This window comes from Streptomyces sp. NPDC012510 (assembly GCF_042955065.1).
Taxonomy (GTDB): Bacteria; Actinomycetota; Actinomycetes; order Streptomycetales; family Streptomycetaceae; genus Streptomyces.
Genome location: NZ_JBIBEN010000003.1, coordinates 374,762 through 399,531, shown reverse-complemented (window position 1 = coordinate 399,531; position 24,770 = coordinate 374,762). Strand labels below are relative to the sequence as shown.

Annotated in this window: 13 protein-coding genes; 7 read left to right on the top strand and 6 right to left on the bottom strand. The window is 68.2% G+C overall.

All coding sequences use genetic code 11. The annotated features are described in order from the left end of the window. Positions 1–7: 7 nt before the first annotated feature. Both ACFY9I_RS07175 and ACFY9I_RS07170 read right to left on the bottom strand, forming a co-directional pair. Positions 8–2,602 (bottom strand): amino acid adenylation domain-containing protein, encoded by a 2,595-nt coding sequence (locus tag ACFY9I_RS07175; RefSeq protein WP_390997770.1) that lies wholly within the window; start codon positions 2,600–2,602, stop codon positions 8–10. 8 nt (positions 2,603–2,610) lie between these two features. Further along, positions 2,611–5,166: a Pls/PosA family non-ribosomal peptide synthetase gene (locus ACFY9I_RS07170; RefSeq protein ID WP_390997767.1), complete on the bottom strand. Its 2,556-nt coding sequence runs from the start codon at positions 5,164–5,166 to the stop codon at positions 2,611–2,613. Positions 5,167–5,633: 467 nt separating this feature from the next. Between ACFY9I_RS07170 and ACFY9I_RS07165 the strand changes: the two genes are divergently transcribed. Next, on the top strand, positions 5,634–6,122 hold the full coding sequence (locus tag ACFY9I_RS07165) for a 4'-phosphopantetheinyl transferase superfamily protein (RefSeq protein WP_390997764.1): 489 nt from the start codon (positions 5,634–5,636) through the stop codon (positions 6,120–6,122). A gap of 154 nt (positions 6,123–6,276) precedes the next feature. Here the strand turns inward: ACFY9I_RS07165 and ACFY9I_RS07160 are convergent, their stop codons facing one another. The 4 genes from ACFY9I_RS07160 to ACFY9I_RS07145 form a co-directional block, all read right to left on the bottom strand. Further along, positions 6,277–7,059, bottom strand: coding sequence for a GDSL-type esterase/lipase family protein (locus ACFY9I_RS07160; protein WP_390997761.1), 783 nt, complete (start codon positions 7,057–7,059; stop codon positions 6,277–6,279). Between the two features lie 198 nt (positions 7,060–7,257). After that, a complete protein-coding gene (locus ACFY9I_RS07155; protein ID WP_390997758.1) occupies positions 7,258–8,274 on the bottom strand; it encodes a CNNM domain-containing protein in 1,017 nt (338 codons plus the stop codon). After that, positions 8,271–9,608, bottom strand: a complete 1,338-nt coding sequence (locus ACFY9I_RS07150; RefSeq protein WP_390997756.1) for a CNNM domain-containing protein — start codon at positions 9,606–9,608, stop codon at positions 8,271–8,273. Before ACFY9I_RS07150 ends, ACFY9I_RS07155 begins: the two co-directional genes overlap by 4 nt. A gap of 393 nt (positions 9,609–10,001) precedes the next feature. Beyond that, the gene (locus ACFY9I_RS07145; protein ID WP_390997753.1) at positions 10,002–10,421 is read right to left on the bottom strand and encodes a GNAT family N-acetyltransferase; all 420 of its coding nucleotides are present in this window, start codon (positions 10,419–10,421) and stop codon (positions 10,002–10,004) included. Positions 10,422–10,956: 535 nt separating this feature from the next. Between ACFY9I_RS07145 and ACFY9I_RS07140 the strand changes: the two genes are divergently transcribed. From ACFY9I_RS07140 to ACFY9I_RS07115, 6 genes are all read left to right on the top strand, one after another. Continuing rightward, a complete protein-coding gene (locus ACFY9I_RS07140; RefSeq protein WP_390998106.1) occupies positions 10,957–14,619 on the top strand; it encodes a LamG-like jellyroll fold domain-containing protein in 3,663 nt (1,220 codons plus the stop codon). Between the two features lie 203 nt (positions 14,620–14,822). Then, positions 14,823–21,227: an RHS repeat-associated core domain-containing protein gene (locus tag ACFY9I_RS07135; protein WP_390998103.1), complete on the top strand. Its 6,405-nt coding sequence runs from the start codon at positions 14,823–14,825 to the stop codon at positions 21,225–21,227. Positions 21,228–21,234: 7 nt separating this feature from the next. Further along, entirely contained in the window at positions 21,235–21,699 is a 465-nt protein-coding gene (locus ACFY9I_RS07130) for a hypothetical protein (RefSeq protein ID WP_390997751.1), read from the top strand. A gap of 224 nt (positions 21,700–21,923) precedes the next feature. Then, positions 21,924–23,093: an MFS transporter gene (locus tag ACFY9I_RS07125; RefSeq protein ID WP_390997748.1), complete on the top strand. Its 1,170-nt coding sequence runs from the start codon at positions 21,924–21,926 to the stop codon at positions 23,091–23,093. A 36-nt stretch (positions 23,094–23,129) separates the two neighbouring features. Then, positions 23,130–23,540 carry a hypothetical protein gene (locus ACFY9I_RS07120; RefSeq protein WP_390997745.1) on the top strand — a complete coding sequence of 137 codons (411 nt, stop codon included), beginning with the start codon at positions 23,130–23,132 and terminating at the stop codon, positions 23,538–23,540. Then, a complete protein-coding gene (locus tag ACFY9I_RS07115; RefSeq protein ID WP_390997742.1) occupies positions 23,537–24,754 on the top strand; it encodes an ATP-grasp domain-containing protein in 1,218 nt (405 codons plus the stop codon). Before ACFY9I_RS07120 ends, ACFY9I_RS07115 begins: the two co-directional genes overlap by 4 nt. Positions 24,755–24,770: the final 16 nt, after the last annotated feature.

Here is a 24,770-nt window from a genome sequence, read left to right as displayed (position 1 = left end):
AGTCTCCTTACGTTGTAGGTGGGTCGGTATCGGAGCAAGCCGGTGGCCGGCGGCCTGACGCGTCGGCGGCCGCGTCGGTCCGGTCGCCGGGTGATCGGTCGAGCAGCCGGGCCAGGTCCGCCAGGACCGGGTGACGTATGAGGTCCGGGATGTTCACCGCGCGGTCCAGGGCGATCGCGAGTCTCATCGCGGTGAGGGAGGTGCCGCCACGGTCGAAGAAGTGGTCGTGGCGTCGGATCCCGGCCTTCGGGATGCCGAGCACCCGCGCCCACTCGGCGGCCAGCCGCCGCTCGGTCGGTGTACGGGGCGCCTCGCGGTCCGCCTCGACCGTGCCTTCGGGCCCGTCGCTGCTCTGTCCGGCATCGGGTGCCGCGGCGTCGAGCCGTGCCGCCAGGGCGGTCAGTGCTTTCCGGTCGACCTTGCCGTTGGCGGTCACCGGCAGGCGCTCCCGCCAGTGGAACCGCGAAGGGACCATGTACGCGGGCAGCGAGTCGCCCAGCCGGTCCCTGAGCATGCCGTCCTCCAGCGGGGCACGACCGCAGTAACAGGCCACGAGGCGCCCGCCCTGGTCAGCCCCCGCCACGGCCACCACGGCCGCGTCGCGGACACCGGGCACCCCAAGCAAGGTGTTCTCGACCTCGCCGATCTCGATGCGGAAGCCGCGGACCTTGACCTGGCTGTCCCGGCGGCCGAGGAACTCCAGTTTGCCGTCGGGCATCCAGCGCCCCCGGTCGCCGCTGCGGTAGAGCCGTTCCCCGGGCCGGTGCGGATCGGTGGTGAAGGCGAGCCGGCTGCGTTCGGGATCGTTGACGTACCCCCGGCCGACGCACACCCCGGAGAACACGATCTCACCGGGCGCGCCCAGCGGCACCGGCCACAGATGATCATCGACGACGTAGACGTACACGTTGTCGACGGGGCGGCCGAGCGGAACCTGTTCGGTGTCGGGCACCCCGTCCAGCACCTCGTGGTTGGTGTCGTCCGAGGTCTCGGTCAGCCCGTAGGCGTTGACGAGCCGGATTCCCGGCTCGGCCGCGAACCAGCGCCGCACGAGCTCCTTCCTCAGTGCCTCACCGGTGACCGACACACACCGCAGGTCCGGCAGTTCGCGCGGGTGCCGTTCCAGATAGGACACGACGGTCTCGAGGTACGACGGCACGACCTGCAGCACGTGGACCCGGCCGCGGGCGATCGCGTCGACGAACCGCGGGACCTCCAGGATCGTCTCCTGCCCCACGATCAGGGTCCGCCCGCCGGCCACGAGGCCGGCCGTCAGTTGCCACAGGGAGATGTCGAAGCACTGGGGCGCGGTCTGGGCGACCACACTGCCCTCCCCGATGCCCAGGTCGTCGATCTTGGCGAGGAGATGGTTGAGCAGTCCGGCGTGCTCGCACACGGCTCCCTTGGGCCGGCCGGTGGAGCCGGAGGTGAAGTAGATGTAGGCCGACTGGTCCGGTGCGACGTCGACACCGAGGTCGTGGTCCGGCCGGCCCTCCGCGTAGGCCGCGTCGATGAAGAGCGTCCGGACCGCGGGCAGTGCCTCGAGGGCACGGTCGAGCATGGCGGTGCTGCCCGGCTCGGTGAGCACGAGCCGGCACCCGGCGCGGGAGAGCATGGCCGTGATGCGGTCGGCCGGGAAGTGCGGCTCGACGGGCAGGTACACCCCGCCGGCCTTGAAGACGGCGAGAACGGCGGCCGCCCAGCCCAGGTTCCGCTCGGTCACCACCGCGACGACGTCCTCGCGGCGCAGCCCACGTGCGAGGAGGGCCCGCCCCAACCGGTTGGCCCGCGCGTCGAGTTCCCGGTAGCTCCACCGCAGGTCGCCGCATTCGACCGCCACGGTGTCCGGGTGTGCCCGCACGCGCTGCTCGAACAGCTCGTGGAGGCGGTGCCCCGGCAACTTCCGGTGGGCGCCGGCGAGTCCTTCGAGCTGACAGCGGCGCTCCTCGGCGGAGAGCAGGCTCTGCCGTCCGTGCGTCGCGTCCGGGGCGGCGGCGATCAGCCCGAGGGCGGTGAGGTGATAGCCGATGATCCTGGTGGCGCAGTCCGCGTCGAGCGCCTCGGTCCGGTACCGCAGCCGCACCGCGCGCCCAGCGCCCCGTCGCGGGAACGCCACCCGCAGGACGGCGTCCTCGGCGAGCTCGCCGCCGTCACCGGTCGGATCGAACATGGCTTCGGTCGACGGTCCGGGCAGGCCCAGCTCGCGCCGGAGACGTTCGACCGGGAAGTCGTGGTGGAGCAGCAGTTCCGACTCGGCCCGATGGGTGCGCAGCACCAGCGTCCGCCACGAGTCCGGTTCGGTGGTCAACCGGCAGGGCAGCGGCCGACCACCCGGTACGGCGACGTAACCGGTGGTGACCTCGACGTCGCCGGACAGAGCGGCGAGCACCTTGGCGTGCGCGGCCAGCAACACCGAACCGAGCGGGACCGCCAGATCATCCGCGGTTCGGCGCAACACGGCCACCAGGTCCGCGGGCAGCGCCACCTCCTGCTCGGCGACGCGGGCCACCGGGGCCAGGGTCCACCGGGGGACCGTGGTGACCCCGCCGCCGGCGAGCACGCCCTTCCAGAAGCTCCGGTCGGCCGATGCACGCGTTTCCATGCGCCCTACTACCTCCTGTCCTGCCTCCCGCCGGGTGAGCGGAGCGGTCTGGCCGGGTTCCCGCCCCACCACGCCTCCCGCGGGACGACCTCGCCCTTCATGAGGAAGGTGTCGGGGGCGAGCACCGCGCCGTCGCCGACCGTCACGCCGTAGTGGACGAAGGCGCCGACACCGAGAGTGCAGCCGGAGCCGATCGTGCTGCGGTCGGACTTGAAAGTGCCGTCCTCCTGCGAGTGGCACTGGATGACGCTCCCCGAGTTGAGGGTGCAGTCGTCCCCGATGGCGGCCATGGCCCGTTCTGTCAGATAACAGCCGTCGTCGAAGACTCCGCTGCCGAGCCGGACCCCCAACAGCCGCCAGATCGTGTTCTTGAACGGCGTGCCGTTGAAGATCCGGAGGTAGGTCTCCGACGGCACCTTCCAGTACCGCTCTCGCCGCCAGAAACTCGGGTCGTAGATCGAGCAGAACAGCGGCCGCAGGGGACGCGACGCCGTGAGTGCACGCTCGACGAGTACGAAGTAGGCGACGGTGAACACCACGGCGACCACGTCTGCCAGCGCGATCGCCGAGGCGCCGAGCACGCCGTAGAGTTCCGCGGCCGCTGAGGCGATCAGGGCGAGACCGAAGGCGTACATCCACCGCGTCAGCAGGTACCACCCCATGGTCGCGGCGTTGTGCCTGTTCTTGGCCGCAAGGCCGCGCCGCAGCTCCTCGGGACTCTTGAATCGGTCGAACCCGCTGTCGCGCAGGACGGAACGGGGGATCTCGAAGCTGGGTGAGCCCAGCAGCCCGACGCCTTCGCGGACAGCTCCGTCGACCGGCACCATGACCTTCGTCGCGAGGAGGCAGTTGTCACCCGTTCTGCCCCGTGCGGGGTAGGCGACGCGGTTCCCGAGGAAATTGCGCGGCCCGATCGACGTCCGGGACACCCGGAAGGCGGTGCTGGAGAAGTCGGCGTTCACGATCGACAGCCCGTCAGCGACCATCGTTCCGCGCCCGACGGAACTCAAGAACGGCGTCTCGTGCTTCATCTCCGTGCCGAAGTTCGACCCTGTCTGCTCGACCCGGGACAGGTCGTACCCGAGGCACCGCAGGTAGTGGACGATGGAGGAGCTGTCACCGAACAGGCGCTTGAGGAACCTCCAGTTGGTCAGGAGCGCGATCGTCCGGTGCACGCCGTGGTGAAAGCCGTACAGGCAGTACACCCTCCCCGGCGAGACGGCCCGCCTGAGCAGACGGGGAACGGTAGCGAGCACGAGGAGACCGACGGGTACGGCACCGAAGACGAGGACGAAGGTGATCACCAGGGTCTCCAGGTAGAACGTACCGCCGGTGAGCACCGTGGTTCCCGGCTCCAGGGCCGTGCCCAGCCGCAGGACCTCGAAGAGCAGCGCGAACACGCCGCCGACCGTCAACGGCACGTACAGGGCCAGCGCGACCAGCATCTGCAGAACACTGTGGACCGCTCTGCGCACCGTGCCGCAGCGGGCCGACCCCACATCCAGGAAGTCCACGTCGGTGCGCTGTGCCGGAGACCCGTGCCAGTGCTCACCGTCGGGCACCGCCTGCCCGCGGTGCAGCGAGGACGCGTGGCCGAGCTGCGCCCCGTCGCCCATGGAGGTGTCGATGTCGAGCACCGTGGCCTCGCTGACCAGCACATCCCGTCCGAGGGTGACCCGTCCGGTCTGGATCAGCCCGGCGTGGGCCCGGTAACAGGCGAACGACGAGTCCTTGCGGACGACGGTGTGGTCTCCGATGGCGAGCAGATCGGTGCACACGGGCACGCTCCGGGAGAGGACCACGGCACCGCGCCCGACCCTGGCGCCCAGCGCTCTCAGATAGAGCAGGTAGAGAGGCGAGCCGCTGAACAGCACCAGCGGGTCCGAGCGGACCAGCGTCTTGACGATCCAGAAGCGGACGTAGGCGAGGCTCCAGACACGGATGTGCCGGGGCTTCCACCGGCCGATGAGTGTCCACTTCACGAGGACGGGAAGGGCGCACAGGCAGAGAAAGGCCGCACCGCCGAACAGCACCGACCGCAGGTACACGTCGAACACGCCGGATCCGGCAAAGATCCAGCCGTAGCCGTGTGCGGTGACGAAAGCGATCAGGCAGGAGTATCCGAGGAAGGCCAGGAACTGCAGCGCGCCGCACAGGACATGGCGCGGCACGCCCGCCGGGGACCGAGTCGGCACCGGGGCCGATGCCGGCGACGGTTCCAGGCCCGGGGCCTCGGCGGAAGGCTTGGCGGGGGGAGCGTGCGAGGCGTCCGTGAGCACCGCCGCCAGGCTCCTGATCGTCGGGTGCCGGTAGACGTCCTTCATCGACACCGACGGCAGGTCCGCCCGCTTCCTCACCCGTGCGCAGAACTGCGCCATCACCAACGAGTCAGCGCCCAGGTCGTCGAAGAAGTGACTGTCGACCGGTATCCGCTCGGCACGAACGACGTCGGCCAGCACGGCCGTCAGGATCCTCTCGACGGCGGCCGGGCCAGGGCCCTCAGCCACCGCAGCTGCGGATTCCCCTGTGCCGGAGGGCAAGGTTCCCACTGGCTTGTCCACCATGTCGGCTCCGTGGCAGGTTCCCATGAGACGCGGCAGGAGCTGACCGGCGCGTCGAACACGGGCACCTTCGAACAGGTCGGGATGCGCTTGGTGCGGGCCGTGGTCAGACCCCACGGTCTTGATTCGGTACCGGGGCACCGACGGATCACACACTCCGAATTTTTTTCGTACAAAGGAAAGGGCTTCTGCGCCCGAACGCTGTCGTACGTTGACTGGGAGACGGTGATCGAGGTGCCCCCTGAGCAGCAGCCCCGCGCAGGATGTCCCATCGGTGAACCGACCGGGTTCCGGCGAGCGCCGAGCGAGGGCATCACGGGTGGCGGCATGCTGTCGTGTGGCTTGTCGACGCGCTGGGGCAAGCGGAGCGCGCGGCTCGTCTCGCTCCTGACGTCCTTGAGCCGGCGGAGCGGCGGAGGGCGGCTGCCCTCAAGCGCCGTGTGGACCGTCGGTGATACGTCGTCGCGCATGTGGCACTTCGGGTGTTGCTCGGTGCTCACCTGGGAGTGGCCGCGGATGCGGTGCGGTTGTTCCGAGAACCCTGCCCTTCGTGCGGCGCCCTGCACGGAAGGCCCGCGGTTCACGGAGGAGGCGCGCACTTCTCGATCTCCCGCAGTGGCGAGGTCGTGTTGATCGGGATCGCCGATGTGCTGGTGGGGGTGGACGTCGAACAGGTTCCCCGGCCGGATGTGGTGGCGGAGCTATCGCCCTCTTTGCACCCGAAGGAAGCGGCGGAGCCGGCCGCTGAACCGGATCACGCCAAGTCGCGGGCGTTCGCGCGTGCTTGGGCGCGCAGGGAGGCATACCTCAAAGGAGTCGGCATCGGCCTCTCGCGGGAGCCGGCGAAGGACTACGTCGGTACCGGGCCAAGGCCCGGCAGCGGCCCCGAGGGTTGGCTTCTGAGAGATGTCGCCGTACCCGAAGGATACGAGGGAGCATGTGCACTGTGGGCGAGCTGAGTCGGCGATCTCCGATGGGTGGCCCCGCGTCCACGGTGCCCCTGCGGCCGGCGGGCGACACACCGGTCAGGCACACCACCCCATAGGAAGTCGCTGTTGCGGCCCGTCAGGTTGATCGCCGGTGGACACGCGGGCCTCCCGGTGCGGCGGATCCTTACGCTCCTGGCCCCTCGTACGGCAGTAATGTGGGTCGCTTCGCCGGCAGGCCGTCCCCCGAGGAGCGCCCGGTGAGGCGGCGGCCGATCCACGGGAGCAGGTACTGCCTGGCGAACCGTGCGTGGGCCACCTGACGCGCGGTCCATCCGGGCGGCGGTGCCACGGGCATCGGCGTCCGCCACTCCTCGTCCTCCGCCTCGTGGCCGAGCGCCTGCCAGACCGCCTCGGCGACCCGGCGGTGCCCCTCGGCGGTCAGGTGCAGCCGGTCCACGTCCCATATGCGGGGGTCGCTCAGCGACGGCGCCCCGTACAGGTCGACGACGAGGGCATCGTGCCGGGCGGCCAGCTCGTCGATGCAGGCGAACAGCTCCTCCATGCGCGGACGGAACCGCTCCAGGACGGGGCCCTGGCGACCCGGACTGCGCATCAGGACGAGTTGCTTGCAGGAAGGGGCGAGGCGTTCCACGGCCTCCTCCAGAAGTCCGCGGACCCGCCCCATGTCGCACTTAGGCCGGAGCGTGTCGTTCAGACCGCCGACCAGCGTGATCACGTCCGCCTCCATCGCGGCCGCCACGTCCACCTGCTCGGCGACGATCTGGCCGATCAGCTTTCCGCGCACCGCGAGATTGGCGTACCGGAAGCCGGGCGCCCGCGCGGCCATACGACCCGCGAGGAGATCCGCCCAGCCCCGGTACGTACCGTCGGGAAGGAGGTCGGACATGCCCTCGGTGAAGGAGTCGCCGACCGCGACAAGGCTGGAGTACGTGGGATTCGTCTGCATGGCGGCATCGATGCTAGCGCGTTCACATACCCAGCGGTCGGTCAGCCCCTCTCGTTGCGCGGCCCCTCCTACGGCCCCTCGTACGGCCCTTCGTACGAGTCGCACGACCCGCATGACTCGCACGAGTCGTACGACAATCCGACGCGGCACGTCGAGCGGTACCTCCCGCGCGGGCATCACGAACGGCCCGCCGGACGGTCACACGGCCGGCTGGCCGAACAGTTCTCGCAGTACATCCTCCATGGTCACGATGCCGGCCAGCCGCCCGTCCGCGCCCAGGACCGCCGCCAGATGGGTCCGGCTGCGACGCATCGCGGTGAGCACGTCGTCCAGCGGTGTGGTCTCCCGCACTCGGGCGATGGACCGCATGTCCCGGACGGAGAACGGCACATCGCGCGGGGCCGCGTCGAGCGCGTCCTTCACATGGAGGTAGCCCACGATCCGGCGCCCCTCGTCGACCACGGGGAAACGGGAGAACCCGGACTCGGCCGACAGCCGCTCCAGCTCCTCCGGGGTGACGCCCATGCCCGCGTAGACGACGTGCTCCAGCGGGAGCACGACATCACGCACCGGCCGGCGGCCCAGCTCCAGCGCGTCGCGCAGCCGTTCCTGGGCGCGGTCGTCGATGAGTCCGGCCTCGCTGGAGTCCCGGACGAGACGGGCGAGCTCGGTGTCCGAGAAGGTCGCGGTGACCTCGTCCTTCGTCTCGATCCGCATCAGCTTCAGCAGCGCGTTCGCGAAGGCGTTGACCGTGAAGATCACCGGGCGCAGTGCGCGCGACAGCGTCACCAGGGGCGGTCCCAGCAGCAGGGCGCTGCGCACCGGCTCCGCGAGGGCGATGTTCTTCGGCACCATTTCGCCGAGCAGCATGTGCAGATAGGTGGCGAGGGCGAGGGCGATCGCGAAGGACACCACGTGACCCGCGCTCTCCGAGACGCCGACCGCGTGGAACAGCGGCTGCAGCAGATGCTCGATCGCGGGCTCCGCGACCACACCGAGGACCAGGGTGCACAGCGTGATGCCGAGCTGTGCCGCCGCCATCAGCGCCGACACGTGCTGCAGGCCCCACAGCACACTGCGGGCCCGTCGGTCGCCCTGTTCGGCGTAGGGCTCGATCTGGCTGCGGCGTACGGAGATCAGCGCGAACTCGGCGCCCACGAAGAAGGCGTTGACGACCAGCGTCGCGAAACCGATCAGCAGCTGGACGGCGGTCATCGGGTCTCCTCCTCGTGCTCCTCGGGGGACGGGACCGGCGCGTGCAGCAGTACCCGTGCGGCCCGGTGCCCGGCGGCGTCCACCACGTCGAGCCGCCAGCCGGCGGTCTCCACGGTGTCGCCGACGGCCGGTATCCGGCCCAACTCGGCGGCGACGAGACCGGCGAGCGTCTCGTACGGCCCCTCCGGCGCGTGCAGGCCCACCCGGGCGAGCTGGTCGGTGCGGGCCGAGCCGTCGGCCGAGTACAGCTCGCGGCCGTGCTCGTCGGTGCCGACAGGGGCCAGGTCGGGTGTCTCGTGCGGGTCGTGCTCGTCGCGTACCTCGCCGACGACCTCCTCGACGATGTCCTCCAGCGTCACGACGCCGGCGGTGCCGCCGTACTCGTCGATCACGACGGCCATCGTGCGTTTGCCGGAGAGCCGGTCCAGGACGCGGTCGACGGTCAGGGACTCGGGGACGAGGAGCGGTTCGCGCAGCAGTTCCGCCACGGAGGTGCGCACCCGGCGTGCGGCGGGCACGGCGAGGACGTCCTTGATGTGCACGGTGCCGACGACCGAGTCGAGGCTGCCGCGGTAGACGGGGAAACGGGACAGCCCGGTGGCCCGCGTCGCGTTCGCCACGTCCTCGCAGGTCGCCTGGGCTTCCAGGGCGATGACCTGCACGCGCGGTGTCATCACGTTCTCGGCGGTCAGATCGGCCAGGTTCAGGGTGCGCACGAACAGCTCGGCGGTGTCCGCCTCCAGGGCGCCGGCCTTGGCCGAGTGCCGGGCCAGCGCCGCCAGCTCCTGGGGGCCCCGCGCGGAGGCCAGCTCCTCGGCGGGCTCGACGCCGAAGAGGCGCACGAGACGGTTGGCGGTGTTGTTGAGGTGGGTGATGAACGGACGGAAGGCGGCACTGAACCAGCGCTGCGGGTTGGCCACGTTCTTCGCCACGGGCAGCGGTGCGGAGATCGCCCAGTTCTTGGGGACCAGCTCGCCGACGACCATCAGCACGACGGTCGACAGGGCCGTGCCGATCACCAGCGCCACCGAACCCGACGTGGAGGCCGGCACACCGACCGACTCCAACGGGCCCGCGATCAGCTTGGCGATCGACGGCTCCGCGAGCATGCCGACGACCAGGTTGGTGACGGTGATGCCGAGCTGGGCCCCGGAGAGCTGGAACGTCAGATTCCGTACGGCCTTGAGGGCGCCGACGGCACCCCGCTCGCCCCGCTCCGCGGCCCGTTCCAGCTGGCCGCGCTCGACCGTGGTCAGCGAGAACTCGGCGGCGACGAAGGCGCCACAGATCAGCGAGAGCAGCACCGCCGCCAGAAGGAGGAGCACTTCGGTCATCGGGTCACCTCCGTCCCATGGTCGGACAGGGGCGGAAGGATCGCGCGATGTCGTGCACCGGCCCGCGTACGAGGTGTACCGGGTCTGATACTGGGAGGCTCGCCCATGGGCGGACGCTCACAACCTTTCCGTAGAGGTCGACTGGTCCACCCATGGTAAAGGATCGGCAAAGTCCTCTTTCGTCGCCTCGGTCCACCAGACTCTTCGCCCTCCGCCGTAAGTCCCCGGGCGGCTCCGCCCACCGCCGCCCCTTCTCCTCGGGCGCGTACCCGGCCGTCCGCCAGGCCATGTGGGGTGGTCTCGTGGTGGACGAGGGCCCACGCGGGCCGGTACGGATGGCAGGGTCGGCCGCCGCGTCCCGGCTGCTCACGGACACCCTGCCGCCGGTCGTGTCTACAGGGGCTTGACCCAGCGCCGCCAGTGGTCCTCGCGCTGGTAGCCGCCTGCCGCCCAGGTGTGGTGGGCCTGTTCGTTGGCTTCCAGAACCATGGCGTCGACGCGTCGCCCGCCGATGGCGGCGAAGCGTTGTTCGGCTGCTTCCAGTAGGGCGGTGGCTATGCCTTGCCGGCGGTGGTCCGGGTGCACGGCCAGACGGTAGGCGGAGCATCGCCATCCGTCGAAGCCGGCGATGACGGTTCCTGTCAGGAGGCCATCGCGCTCTGCGAGAAGCAGCGCTTGCGGGTCTCGTTCGATGAGTCGGGCCACTCCGTCGTGGTCGTCGCTGATACTCGTTCCTTCTGCGGCGCCGCGCCAGAACTCCAGCACGGTGTCGATGTCCGAGGGGGCGGCGTGGCGAATGCGCAAATCACTCATGGGGCGAGCCAAGCAGAGCGCCGTCTTGTCCGGCGAACGAGTTTTCGATACACCGGGCCAGGCCTGGGAAGCGGGGACCGTGGGTGAGTACGTGATGAACGGTGGCGGCTACTATCGGCCATTCTCCTGGCTCCTTCTCGGCGAACATCTCGACGCCCGTCACTGCGGCCCCTGCGTGAACAGGTGAGGTGATCGCAGCGCTGCACCGCGACCTCGTAGCGACATGGAGGGATGTGTCGGGACAGAAGGTCCGACGGATCGAGGGAGCCGGGGATAGGTGGGGGATCGCCGACGCAGGGGAACGGGGCCGGCGATCACTCGGCCGTCGGCCGCTTGGCCGGCCAAAGAATCGAAACGAGTCACCAGCGGGCCACCCCTGTTTGATGAAGCCTTGACCTTCCCCTCGGCGATCTTGTTTGGTGTGCGTCTTGTGAGAAAGCTGTGACACGGGGGAGTAATAGTGGAGTTGTCGCGGGGGCAACGCACAAACAGCGTGAAGGTGAGACGGTCGTTCGGGGGCGGAGCCGGCACGGTGATGGTCACCGCGGCGGCGCTGTTCGCGGCATTGCTGGTGCCTGGGACCCGGGCCGCGGCCGTGGAGGAAACTCCGGATCTGTCCGAAGGGCAGAGGGCGCTGGCTCATGCGCAGAAGTCGGGGGAGCGCGTCGAGGTCGTCAGTGAGCGTTCGGAGCGGGCCACGGTGTTCGCCAACCCCGACGGGTACACCTTCACGTTGGAGGAGTCGGCGGTCCCGATCCGGGTCGCGGCGGCCGACGGGGGCTGGCAGGCCCCGGATCCTGTCCTGGAAGTGCGCTCGGACGGCTCGGTGGCGCCCAGGGCCGCCGCCGTGGAGATGGTGTTTTCCGGAGGAGGGGACGGCGACCCTCTTGTCGAGATCTCCGATCAGGGCCGGACGCTGGCGCTCGGATGGCCGGGCAAGCTGCCCGAGCCGGAGTTGGACGGTGCCAGCGCGCTGTACAGCGAGGTGCTGCCCGATGTCGACCTGAGGGTGACGGCGTCGGCGGAAGGCTTCCAGCACATCCTGATCGTCAAAACGCCAGAGGCGGCGGCCGGCTCCTCCCTCGATCGGATCACCTACGATCTGAAGGCGACCGGTCTTGACCTGCACGAGGGCGCGGCCGGAAACCTCATGGCCGTGGACGGGGAAGGAAACACGGTCTTCCGAGCGCCACCGGCGCAGATGTGGGACTCGGCGGGCTCCGCGGCAACGCAGCGACCCGCGATGGTCCGATCAGCCATGGCTGCGGCCGAGGGCACGGACAGGAGCGGCATCACCCACAGGGTCTCGGATCCCCCACGGCGCGGCGGCGCGGCCGCGGACCGCGGCGAGCCCGCCCAAGGGGACAAGGTCGCCAAGATGGACGTCGAGGTGACGGACGACTCCTTGGCCCTGACCCCCGACGCGGACATGCTCACCAAGACCGCCCCGGCCGACTTCCCGCTCCACATCGACCCTAACGTCACATGGAGCGAGTCCGAGCGGACCCTCCTGCGCTCGGACGGCTACGAGGACTACGCCTGGGGCAATGGCGAAGACGGCCTGGGCAAAGGTGCCGGTCGATGCGGCACATGGAACAACTACTACTGCGGCCCCGGCTACACCCAACGCCTCTACTTCGAGTTCTCCCCGGCCTCCTTCAAGGGCAAGAAGGTACTGGACGCCACGTTCCGGATCACGGAACCGTGGGCGTTCCAGTGCGATCCGCGGTGGGTCGACCTGGTGCGAACCAACAACATCTCGTCGTCCACCACCTGGTCGTCGCGGCCCAAGCGGCTCGACCTCATGGGGGACAAGCACGTCTCGGCCGGTCGGGGTTCGTTGTGCGCCCCCGACTCGCCGGACGCCCAGATCGAGTTCAACGACAACCCGGCGGAGTCCGACGAGAACCTGACCTCGACCGTGCGGAACTTCGCGGCCGGCAAGTTCTCCCGGCTCACGCTGGAGATACGGGCGCACGACGAGAGCGACACCGCTGCTTGGAAGCGCTTTAAGAACGATGCCGTGCTCGACGTGGACTTCGTCGGACTTCCGGCCAAGCCGACCGGCGTCGGTATCGGTTCGAGCGCCGCCTGCGAGAAGGACGTGACAGACCCGGACGTCATCTCCACCCCGGAGCCGTCGCTCAGAGCCACCGCGCAGACCGCCGCAGGCGGCGAGAAGGAGGCTCAGCTACGCGTGGCCTTCGACGTCGACGTCCAGAACAGTGGTGGAACCTGGGCGGACGCACCCATCACCGAGGGCGCCGACCTGCGCCCCTCGACCGGCTACAAGGGCGACGGCACTGCGCTGACGATGATCTGGCCGAAGCTCACCGAAGGCAAGCTCTACCGCTACCGGGCCTGGGTCCGCTCGTACTACAACGGCGGCAAGAGCTACCTGTCGGGCCCATCGAACGCTTCCGTGACCGGCTGGTGCTATTTCAAGATCGACCCCACCGCACCCAAGGCACCCAGGATCAGTGTCTCCTCCCCTTACACCGAGTGCACGACCGCTGACTGCGTGCCGCACGGTGGACCGGGACAGAAGATGACGTTCACCTTCGCGCCCGGCGCCACTGGCGACACGAACATCGCCAGCTATTCGTACAAGTTGAGCACCGCTGCGGCGTGGTCGGCACCGATCCCGGCCTCCAAGCCGACGGCCACGATCGTTCCGAACAGGTCAGGCAGCTTCCGGATCTATGCGCGGGCCACCGACGACGTCGGAAAGGGCCGTGCGGGAGCCCAGAACGCCATCGACGTACTCGTGGACGCGGGCGAGGGAGCGATCGGCCGCTGGCACTTCGCCGAGGCCGGCGGCGCCGCCGTCGACTCGGCCACGGCGGGCGGAACCGCACGTCACAACGCGACACTCTCCGGCACCGCGACCCGTGACGACCGCGGGCGCCGAGGGCTGATCACACACGACGCGGCAGGCGTACCGCTTGAGAACCCTGTCACGGACCGTGGCCTGGCACTCGACGGCAGCACGGGATACGCCGCGACCGGCGGACAGGTGCTGGAAACCCGGTCGTCGTACACGGTCTCGGCCTGGGCGCGCGTGAATCCCGGAGCCAGCGGCACCGAGACACTGCTCGGCCAGGACGGCGGTGCCTACAGTCCCTTCTACCTGTCCTACAACGCGGACGGCGCGGGCGACTGGAGCATGCGCATGCTCTCGAAGGAAGCCTCCGGCAACACTTGGAACAAGGCGAGGGGCGAGCAGCCCAGTCCCAAGGGCGTATGGACCCATGTGGCAGCCGCCTATGACGCCGAGAGCAACGTGGCCAGGCTCTACATCAACGGTGCACTGCGGTCCGAAGTGAATGCCGGAACGCCCTGGTTGGCCACCGGAGGCCTGCAGATCGGCCGGACGAAGTGGAACAGCAACAACGTCGACCACTTCGACGGCTCCATCGACGAGGTCGCCGTCTGGCAGCGGGCCTTGGGGGACAAGGAGATAGCCGACGAGGCACAACTGGTCGTGTCCGAGGGACACACGGGCGCGGAGCTCGTCGCCGACTGGAACGCGGCCCGGGGCAGCGGCACCACCATCGCCGACACCATCTCCGGTTACGGCAGGAGCCTGACCCTGAACGGGGGCGCCTCGCTCGACGGTGAGGCGATCGTCCTGGACGGCATCGACGACTCCGCCACGGTCGGCGGACCGCTCGTCGACGACACCGGTTCCTTCACGGTGACCACGGCTGTGGAACTGGACGAGAGCAAACTGGTGGGCAAGTCCATCGGCTACACCGGGCAGATCGTGGGGCAGCGGACGAAGGACGGTTCGGCCTGGGGTCTGTGGTACGAACTCAGGGGCAAGGAGACGGTGCTGGACGAGGAGACGCTCGAAGAGCGCATCGTCCCCATCGGCAAGTGGCACTTCGGTCGGCTCGACGCTGACGGCACTTTCAGCTCCGTGCTCTCCGACGATTCGGCCGCGACGGACAGCGTCGTACGGCTGACCGGTGTATTCGACGCCCAGGCCGGAACGATCAGCCTGTACCTCGGCCGCAACCAGAACGGCGACGAGTCGATGTTCACCGCCAAGGCCGGATCCGGCGACCTCAGCCTGGGCAAGGGCTTCTCCGGCGGAACCGGTGAACATCACCTGGCTGCCCGGATCACCGAAGTCCGCCTGTGGGCGGGAGCGATGGCGGGGCCCGACCAGATCGATGCGCGCGTCGGTGACTGACGGCGTGTGAGTGCGCGGGCGGCGCCCAGGGGATGCCGCCCGCGCCACGAGATCACTGACTTCTCCTTCTCAACGGGCGGAAAATCATGAAACTTGGCATGGGCGCTTCATGGCGCCGTCGTGCCGCGTCGCGACACCGCGACGCACGGTTCCTGACAGGTGCGGTGTCACTGGCCTTGGTGATACCGCTGGGACTCGTGCCGATGGCCGAGGCCGCGAGCGGCACGCGTGGGCGCCCTGATGTGCCGGATCAGCGGGTGAGCAAGGTCAAGGAGATCGAGGGCCTCGGGGCCGAGAAGGCTCGTGAGAAGGCGGCCGAGTACCGGAGTGGCAACACCGGCCAGACGCGGCGCGCAGTGGCGGATCGACGAGCCACCTGGCCCGCTGCCGCCGACACCGTCGTTGACCTCGGTGTGAAACGCCAGGCTCTCGCGTCAACCTCCGGGGTGCCGGTGACGGTGGAGCCGCGCTCCAAGGCGTTGACCGAGGGCGGAGCGAAGGCCCGCATCGGGCTTCTGGGGCAGAAAGCCACGCGGAGAGCCGGAATCACCGGCCTTCTGCTCACAGCCGAGGCGGATACGGCCGGGCGCGCGAAAGTCAGCGTCGACTACGGCAGTTTCGCCAGTGCCATCGGCGGCGGCTGGGCCGGCCGTCTGCGCCTCGTACAGATGCCTGCGTGCGCGCTGACGACCCCGGACAAGGCCGAGTGCCGTCGTCAGACGCCGCTGGAGTCCACCAACCGGCCGGACAGCCAGACCGTGTCGGCCGTCGTGTCCCTCCCCGGGAACGGGGACCGAGGTGTGTCCGCACGGCGGGCGAATGCCGCCAAGGGGATGACCGTGCTGGCCGTCACGGCTCTCGCGGCAGGGGCCGGCGAGTCCCCCTCCGGAACCGGCGACTACTCGGCGACCGAACTGGCGTCGGCCTCTTCGTGGGAGGCCGGGGGCGGTTCAGGATCCTTCACCTGGAACCACAAGTTCCCGCTGCCACCCGCTGCCGCCGACCCGACACCCACCCTCAGCCTGACCTATGACTCCGGGAACGTGGACGGCCGTACGTCGACCACGAACAATCAGGGCACCGCGATCGGCGAGGGTTTCGGGCTCACCGAGTCCTACATCGAGCGGTCCTACGGCAGTTGTGACGACGACGGACACGCCGATGTCTTCGACCGTTGCTGGAAGTACGACAACGCACGACTCGTGCTGAACGGGAAGTCCTCGCGGCTGGTCAAGGACGACGACTCCGGACAGTGGCACCTGGAGAACGACGACGCCTCGAAGGTCATCCGTTCGACGGACGCGGACAACGGCGACGACAACGGCGAGTACTGGACCGTCATCACCGGTGACGGCACCAAGTACGTCTTCGGCCTCAACAACCTCGACGGCGCCGGCGACCAGCGCACCAACTCCACCTGGACCGTACCGGTCTTCGGTGACGACTCCGGCGAACCCGGCTACACCAAGGGCGACGCCTTCGCCGACCGCGCAGTGACACAGGCCTGGCGGTGGAACCTCGACCACGTCGAGAACACTCGGGGCAACGCCGCCACGTACTGGTACGCGAAGGAGACCAACCACTACAAGAAGAACAAGGCCGGCACGGCGAACACCTCGTACACCCGGGGCGGCTACCTCAAGGAGATCAAGTACGGTCTGCGCAGAGGTGCTCTGTTCACCGACGACGCGGACGCGAAGGTCACCTTCACGTACCAGGAGCGCTGCACCGTGTCCGACTGCTCCGCACTGACCAAGGACACGGCGAAGAACTGGCCGGACGTACCCTTCGACGCGATCTGCTCCGACGGGGACAAGGAGTGCAACTCCTCCGGCCCGGCGTTCTTCACCCGCAAGCGCATGACAACGATCAGCACCTTCTCCTGGTCGGCCGCCGAGACCACGTACAAGCCCGTCGACACCTGGGCGTTCACCCAGAAGTACCTGGACGGTGGTGACATCGGCGACAGCAGCGACCAGACCCTGGCGTTGCTGTCCCTGCGGCGCACGGCCAAGGCGGGCAAGGAGATCACGTCCGACCCGATCGGCTTCACCTACCAGATGCGGCCGAACCGCGTCGACGCGGCCGAGAACATCGTGCCCCTGCGCAGACCGCGGATCGCGACCGTCACCTCGGAGACGGGTGCGCTCACCACGGTGACACTCTCGTCACCGGAATGCGTGCGCGGCGCCGTCATCGACGCGCCGCAGGACACCAACACCCGCTCCTGCTACCCCCAGTACTGGAACATCAACGGCGCCGAGAACGCCTCCGTGGACTGGTTCCACAAGTACCGGGTCCTCGCCGTGACCACGTCCGACCCGGCCGCCGACAACGAACCGGTGGAGCACGCCTACGACTACGCAGGCGCTGCCTGGCACCACAACGACGACCCCTTCGTCCCGCAGGACGAGCGGACCTGGTCCGACTGGCGCGGCTACCGCCAGGTCACGATCCACAAGGGTGCGATCGGCACCACCCGCTCCAAGACCGTGTCGCTCTACTTCCAAGGTATGGACGGGGACAAGAAGGCGGAGGGTTCGACCCGCTCGGTCTCGGTGTCACCGCTTGCCGAACCCGGACTGGGTGTCACCTCGCTCACCGACAGTGATCAGTACGCCGGCCAGTTGCGCCAACAGGTCGTCTACTCCGGTTCGGCACCTGTCAAGGCGAGCGTGAGCCGCCCCTGGTCCAAGGAGACGGCCCACCAGACCGTGCCCGGCGCCCCCGACCACCGGGCGCGCTACGTACGCGGCACCGAAAGCACCACGTACACCTATCTGACGGCATCGAAGACCTGGCGTGCCCGTACGGTCGCCCACACCTATGACAGCTACGGCATGCCGGTGGCCGTCGAGGACTCCGGCGACGCGGGCAGGGGCGGCGACGAGACCTGCACCCGCACCTGGTACGCGCGCAATGCCGACGTCGGCCTGACCAGTCTGGTCTCCCGGGTCCGGACCGTGGGCAGGCCATGCTCCGTCGCCGACTCGGCCCTGGCGCTGCCGACGACGACCAAGACGCGCGGCGACCTTCTGTCCGACACCGCCTCGGTCTACGACGCTCCGCAGGCCACTACCTGGGACGCGGCGCAGAAGCCGGCCAAGGGCGAGGTCACCTGGACAGGGCGGGCCACAGGCTACGCGGCCGCCGCCGACGCGGAAGGATCGCGCAAGCCGTCCGCCTGGCAGACCATCAGCACCACGGGGTACGACACGCTCGGCCGCACCGTCAGGGTCACGGACGCGGGTGGCAACACGACGCGTACCGACTACACGCCGGCCGCTGCCGGTCCGCTCACCAAGACCGTCATCACCAACGCCATGCAGCACAGAACCACCACGTTCCTCGACCCGCGCCGCGGTGTCGCGGAGCGGACCTATGACGCGAACCTGAAGAAGACGGAGACCACCCACGACGCGATGGGGCGACTCACCTCGGTCTGGCTGCCCAACCGCAGCATGGCGGGTGGTGACGCACCGAACAGCACTTTCGCCTACAGCCTCAGCGCGAGCCGACCGTCCTGGGTGTCCACCTCGACGCTCAAGAAGGACGGCAGGACCTACAACACCACCTACGACATCTACGACGCGCTGCTGCGCAAGCTGCAGACCCAGTCCTCCACCCCCCAGGGCACAGGACGCCTGCTGACCGACACCCGGTACGACACCCGAGGACTGGTCCGCGAGACATACGCGGACATCTTCGACGACACCAGCGGCCCCACCAGCACCTACACGCGTGCCGAGCACGGAGAGGCCCCCACGCAGACCGCGATCACCCATGACGGAGCGGAACGGGAGACAAGTCGTACCGTCTCCTTCTTCGGGGAGGAACGCTGGACCAGCACGACCGCCTACACCGGAGACTCCGCCGCGACCTCGGCCCTGGAGGGCGGCTCCGCCAGGCGCATCATCAGCGATGCCCGCGGTCGCACCGTCGAGACCCGCGACTACGCCGGCTCCAGCCCGGCCGACAAACAGTTCGGCGCCTCCTCCGGAGCCACCTATACGTCAGTGCGCACCACTCACACACTGGACGACAAGGAACTGACCATCACCGGCCCCGACGGGGCGCGATGGTCCTATGTCTACGACCTGTTCGGCCGCCGCACGGATGTCGACGACCCGGACAAGGGCGACGCGCACACCGAGTACAACGCACTGGACCAGGCGACCAGCACCACCGACGGCAACCGCCGGACGACTCTGACTGAGTACGACGCGATCGGCCGCCTCACCGGAACGTGGGACGGCACGAAGACCGAGGCGAAGCGGCTCACCCAGCACACCTACGACGACGTCATCAAGGGCAAGCCCGCGTCCTCGACCCGGTACCTGGGCGGCACCGGAGGCCAGGCGATCACTCGGAGGGTCACGGAGTACGACAGCCTCGATCGTGCCGTGAACACCGAGATCGAACTCCCGGCCGATGACGCACTGCTGAAGGCCGGAGTGCCCCGGACGCTGAAGTTCAGCAGTTACTACAACATCGACGGAACACTGCAGAACACCGAGGAACCCGCCCTCGGCGGACTGCCCTCGGAGACGGTCGAGTTCGGCTACACAGGCCTCGGCCAGGTCAAGTCCGTCAACGGCAGCACCGGCTACCTCCTGGACACCGACTACTCCGCCCTCGGTCAGCCGCAGCAACTGGTCCTGGGTGCGGCCGACACCGAGGAGCACAAGAAGGCGTACGTCACCCACACCTACGAGGAGGGCACCGGGCGGCTGACACGCAGCCATGTCACCGACCAGACCCACGGCATGGTGCAGGACCTCAACTTCGCGTTCGACGAAGCCGGGAACGTGACGTCGATCGCCGACACGAGCACCGTCGGCGGGGCGGGCAAGCCCGACGCCCAGTGCTTCGCGTACGACGGCCTCCGCCGCCTGACCGAGGCGTGGACACCCGCCTCCCAGAAGTGCTCCGACGAGCGCGATGCCACCACGCTGGGCGGCCCGGCACCGTACTGGACCAGCTACACATACAACGACGCCGGACAGCGCCGGACGGAGACCGACCACAAGCGGGACGGCGACGCCACGACGACCTACTGCTACGAGGGGGACCAGAAGCACACCCTGACCGGGACCAGCACCAAGGCCGACTGCGCGAACCCGGAACGCGAGTACGAGTACGACGACGCCGGCAATACCTGGCACCGGCCGGGCGAGAACGCACAGCAGGAACTGACCTGGTCGGCTGAGGGCCGGCTCACCAAGCTCACCGAAGGCACGGAGGCCACCGACTACATCCACGACGCGGACGGCAATCTCCTCATCCGAGCCGACCAGAACGGTGAGCGAGTCCTCTACGCCGGGTCCACTGAGGTGCACCTCAGGAAGAACGGCAGTGTCTGGGCACAACGCCACTACGGCACCAAGGAACTGACGGTCGCCGTCCGGACCAATCGGAGCGGCACCAACAAGCTGTACTTCCTCGCCGGGGACCATCAGGGCACGGCGGGCCTGACCATTGAAGCAGGCACCCAGGCGATCACCAGGCGCTACCAGACCGTCTTCGGCGAAGCCCGTGAGGAGGGAAGCATCGGCGACTGGGTCGACGACCGGGGCTTCCTGGGCAAGACACACGACAGCGGCACAGGTCTGACCCACCTGGGGGCCCGTGAATACGACCCCGTCCTCGGCGTCTTCATCAGTGTCGACCCGCTGCTCGAACCGGAGAAGCACCAGTCCCTCAACGGATACGGATACGCCGAGAACAACCCGGCGACCCTCTCCGACCCCACGGGACAGAGCAACGAGTTCAAGTGCACCTTCGGTGTGGACTGCGGTGTCGACGACATGCTGGCGGATTTCTACGCGTCCCCCTCGTTCACGTCGGGCGGCAGCTCCGGTACGTCGTCGGCGACCGGCCCCGGCATCACCTCCCCCTACGCGCCTCGGCTGGCCCAGCCGCAGCCGCTGCTCATGGGTCCCGATCCGGTGCCGGTGATGTTCGGCCAGAGCCCGGAATCCCGACTTCTCCAAATCGTGGCCATGTACACCGTCGCCTCGAACCGCCCGCCTTCCGGTGAACTGGCGAACAAGGACTTCGGCGGCGACGGGAAAGTCAAGAGCGGTGGCCCCTGGAGCCTCGCCTTCCGCTGGATCTGGGGCAGCCCCGAGTTCAAGACCCGCACGAGCGACAGGTCCTACGACGGCGACGACGAGCTGACCCAGTACCTGATCAAGAGCTCCAGCATGGAGGACGCCCGCTGGGAAATCGCCTCCCTGTACGCGGAAACGGGCCGGAAGGAGGGCCGCCAGGACTACAGCACGACCAAGAACAGGGCCGGAGAAAATCTGAACGTCCTGCAGATGGTGGGCGTCTACGCCTCCGATCTCGGCGGGCTCGTCGTGGGCAAGGAGGACCGCAAGGCACAGGGCGTCCTGGGGTCCTACTCACTGGAGTACAAGATCAAGAAGACCAAGGGGGACACGTTGACCGTTGAATATCATGCGTGGACCGACATCGACAACGAGTCCCTCGTGCCGGGCCACAGCAAGTGGCAGGAAGCCATGAACGGCACCCCCCGCTACACCGGCGGCTACTTCGCCGGATTCCGGGTCGACATCCACTGGCAAGAGACGATCTACAAGTAGGCCCGAGGTGAGAATCCTGCGTGGCTGCGCGATAGCCGCCGCCCTTCCGGTGCTGATCCTTGTCGTTCTCTTCGCTCTGGAAGCAGGGGAGAACGACGAGAAGGCGCTCAGTTCGGCACAGGTCGTCGGAGTCTGGAAGGGCTCCGGCGCAGGCCGCATCGAGTTCCTGCAGGGTGGCCGTTTCGAGATGACTGGCATCCCGCGCAGCGCCGTCGTGTTCAGCTTCACCGACCCGCCTCCCGGAAACGGAGGCCTCTCCGGGAGCGGTGAGTGGAATCTCAAGGGAGATACCGGGAAGAGCGGCACCGTCGAGCTTCGCTTCGACGCGACCGATTCCTTCTCGGACGGCTCCGCGTCCGCCCTGCTCCAGGTACAGCGGACGGGTGACCAGCCGGAACTGTACTTCGATACGAATGTGGACAAGAGGTACGGCTACGAGATGCGGCGCATCACGGCGAAATCGCACGAGTAGTGCCTTTCGCCGCGATGAAGTGGGACGTCCTAGGGGTAATGGTGGTACGGCTCCGTTCACCCCGCAAAATGGACCCGTTGATCGACGAACAGGCGGTGTCATAGGATTGCCCATCGCACGGCCGCCCCACGGCTTGATGTCGCATATGGATCAAAAGCCATCGATGCGCGACGCTTGGGGGATTCAGCTCGAAATATTCCGGACGACGCGCAGGAGCCATATCCGTGAGTAACCCGCTCCGTGTCATCGTCACGGCGTCCATGATGGCCACACTTGCGAACTGGCAACTGGGAATCACTATTCCGCTTGTCGTGCTGGAGCAGTCGAACTCGCCGGCGGTTGCTCTGCTCACCTTCGCTCTGCGCGGAGCAGCGTACGCATTTTCCCCCTTGTTGGGTGCGGTGATCGATCGCTTCGACCAGCGCGCCGTATTCATTCTGGCCCAGTTCCAACAAGCGGCGTGCATCGCTCTGCTGGCGCTTTCCCCGAATGGCTGGGTGGGCGGAGGGCTCCTGTTGTTCTCGGGAGTAGGGGCGGTAGCGTCCACGATCACCAGCCAGTTCGTCCTGGTGCCGAAGTTCATCGACCCGGAGGGCAGGGACACGGCGGTCGCCAAGCTGATGGCAGCCCTGGAAGTGGCCAGGGTCGTCGGTCTGCTCGTGGGCGGCGTGGCGATCTCGTGGCAGGGGTCGACGTTCTCCCTGGTGACGGTCATCGGCCTGTACGCGGCCGCCGGGACGGTCGCCCTGCTGCTGCCCAGAGTCGTCACACCAGCACCGCAGGCAGGTCTCTTCGCGAGCCTCGGAGTCGGGTTCCGGTGGCTCCGCAAACCGGACCTTCTGTGGCTCGTGGTCACCATGGCGGCGGTCAACCTGTCCATCGGCCAGCTGGAGGCCGTCCTGGTGACGGTGTTCGACCAGAAGGGCCTCGCGGCGCTGGTCGTCTCCCTCCTGCTCGGCCTCGGCTTGGCCGTGAGCGCTGTGGCGAGTCGCCTGACTCCGGTACTCCTGCCCTCGTGGCCGGCGGAACGACGAATTCTTCTGAGTCAAGTCGCGGTGCTGGTTTCCATGGGTCTCATCGCCACTCCGCTGATACCGCTGACCGCCCTTGGGTATGTGATCCTGTCTTTCGCCACCGGATTCAACAATGTTGTCTCCATCACCTATCGGCAGAACCTGATACCGATAGACATTGCGGGCCGCGTAAACTCGGTGATCAGAATGATCATCACTGGTACGGTGCCCCTGTCCGGCTTCCTGTACGCATGGGCGAGCCATTTCGACGGCTTCCTCTTCTGGCTACCCGCTCTGTTGATTCTCGGTGTAGCTGTAGCCGCCTGGAGCGGGCACAGTTTCCGCTCCGCGGCGGATCCTATCGCACCCGTCGTCAAGTGAATCTGTCCGTACGGTACGCAGAGGAGTTGCATGCGCATGCCCCATACCGACACCACATCCGATGTGTCGGGTTCATCGCTCGTCATCATCGAGGCGAGCGTCGAAACCGCTGAGGCCGCCCAGGCGCTCGGCTACCACACCATATTCGTGCAACGACCAGGTGGCCTCGTCGAGGAGTTACTCGACGATCACGCACTGCTCCACTCGGTGGACTTGGGTGATGAGGACTTCCCCCGGTTCGTCGACCGCGTCCTGCGCCCCTTGTCGCCGACGGCGGCCGTCGCGCTTGACGAACCCGGTCGCGCGTCGGCCGGCATCGTGAACGAAATCCTGGGTGTCCCCAGCGAGGTAGCCGTGGAGTGCGCTCGCCGTCTGCGGGCGGCACGACGCGATCGGTTGGGACCGGGACCGGCAGTCGTGCGAAATCCCGGGGAGGTCGGACTGTGAAAGAGCAGGCGCTGTTCATCAACTTCCACCCTTACGGGTTTTTCACGCGACGTGGCAGGTCCGTGTTGCCGACCGAAGAGGTCGGCATTCATCTGGTGACCCGCAACCGCGCATTCGGCGGCGTGACGGGGGTGGAGCCCAAGGACTTCTCGCGTGTCACGGTGGTCGACGCCCGTTACGAGGATCAGTGGCGCGCCGCGTGCGACTGGGCACTCGACACTTACCCCATCTCACGCGTCATGGCCATCCATGAGCGGGCTGTCCTGTTCGCCGCCGAACTGCGCAGCAGATACGGGTTGGACGGCATCGACGTCGAGACCGCGAACCGGTTCCGGGACAAAGTCGCGATGAAGCGGGCCGTGGTCGCCGCGGGTGCGGCACAGGTCCCGGACTTCGCGCCACTCGACAGCCTTGAGGACCTCGTCGCCATCGACTGGACCGTCGGGAAGTGGGTCGTCAAGAGCCGCTGGGGCCTTGGTGCGAGCGAGGTCCACGTGGTGGACTCCTGGGAGGCCGCGCGGCAGGTCTGCCTGAAGCTTGACCTGGGCGGATCACAGTACGAGATCGAACGGTTCGTCGAGGGGGAGATCTACCACTGTGACGCCATCGTCCAGGACGGTGAAGTCAGCTTCGTGAACGTCGGTAGATACACGGCGAATCCGGCCGCCTACGGGCCCGGGACGACGTTCGGCACGGTGACGATCCTCGAGGGCGACCTGTACCGGCGCATCCTGGGACTCAACGCCCGCGTCCTCAGCGCTCTCGGCCTGCAAGAAGGCGTGACGCACCTGGAGTTGTTCCACACACCTGACGACGAGTTGGTGTTCTGCGAGGTTGCCGGCAGACCGCCGGGCGGCATCATTCCGCCAGTCATCGAGTGGCAGTTCGGCGTCAGCATGGTCGAGGCCTCCCTCCGGCAGCAGGCGGGACTCGCCCCGGTCCTCCCCACACCGCGAGCCGGGAACGGCGCCGGTGTCTGCGGGTTCGTGGCCTTCTACCCCGGGGACGGGCCGGAGCGCGGGATCCCTCCCGAACTCCAGACGGCGCTCGGCGTCCTGGAGCACCTCCACAACGGGTCGGCCGGCGATGGGCACGGGGGAGTACGACACTCGACGGACTTCCTGGATTCCTACGTCGTCAGGGCCCCGGACGAGTCCACTCTCAGACGTCGCCTCCAGGACATCCGGTTCGAGTACGACAAGGGCACCCGCTGAGCTCATCGCCATTCAC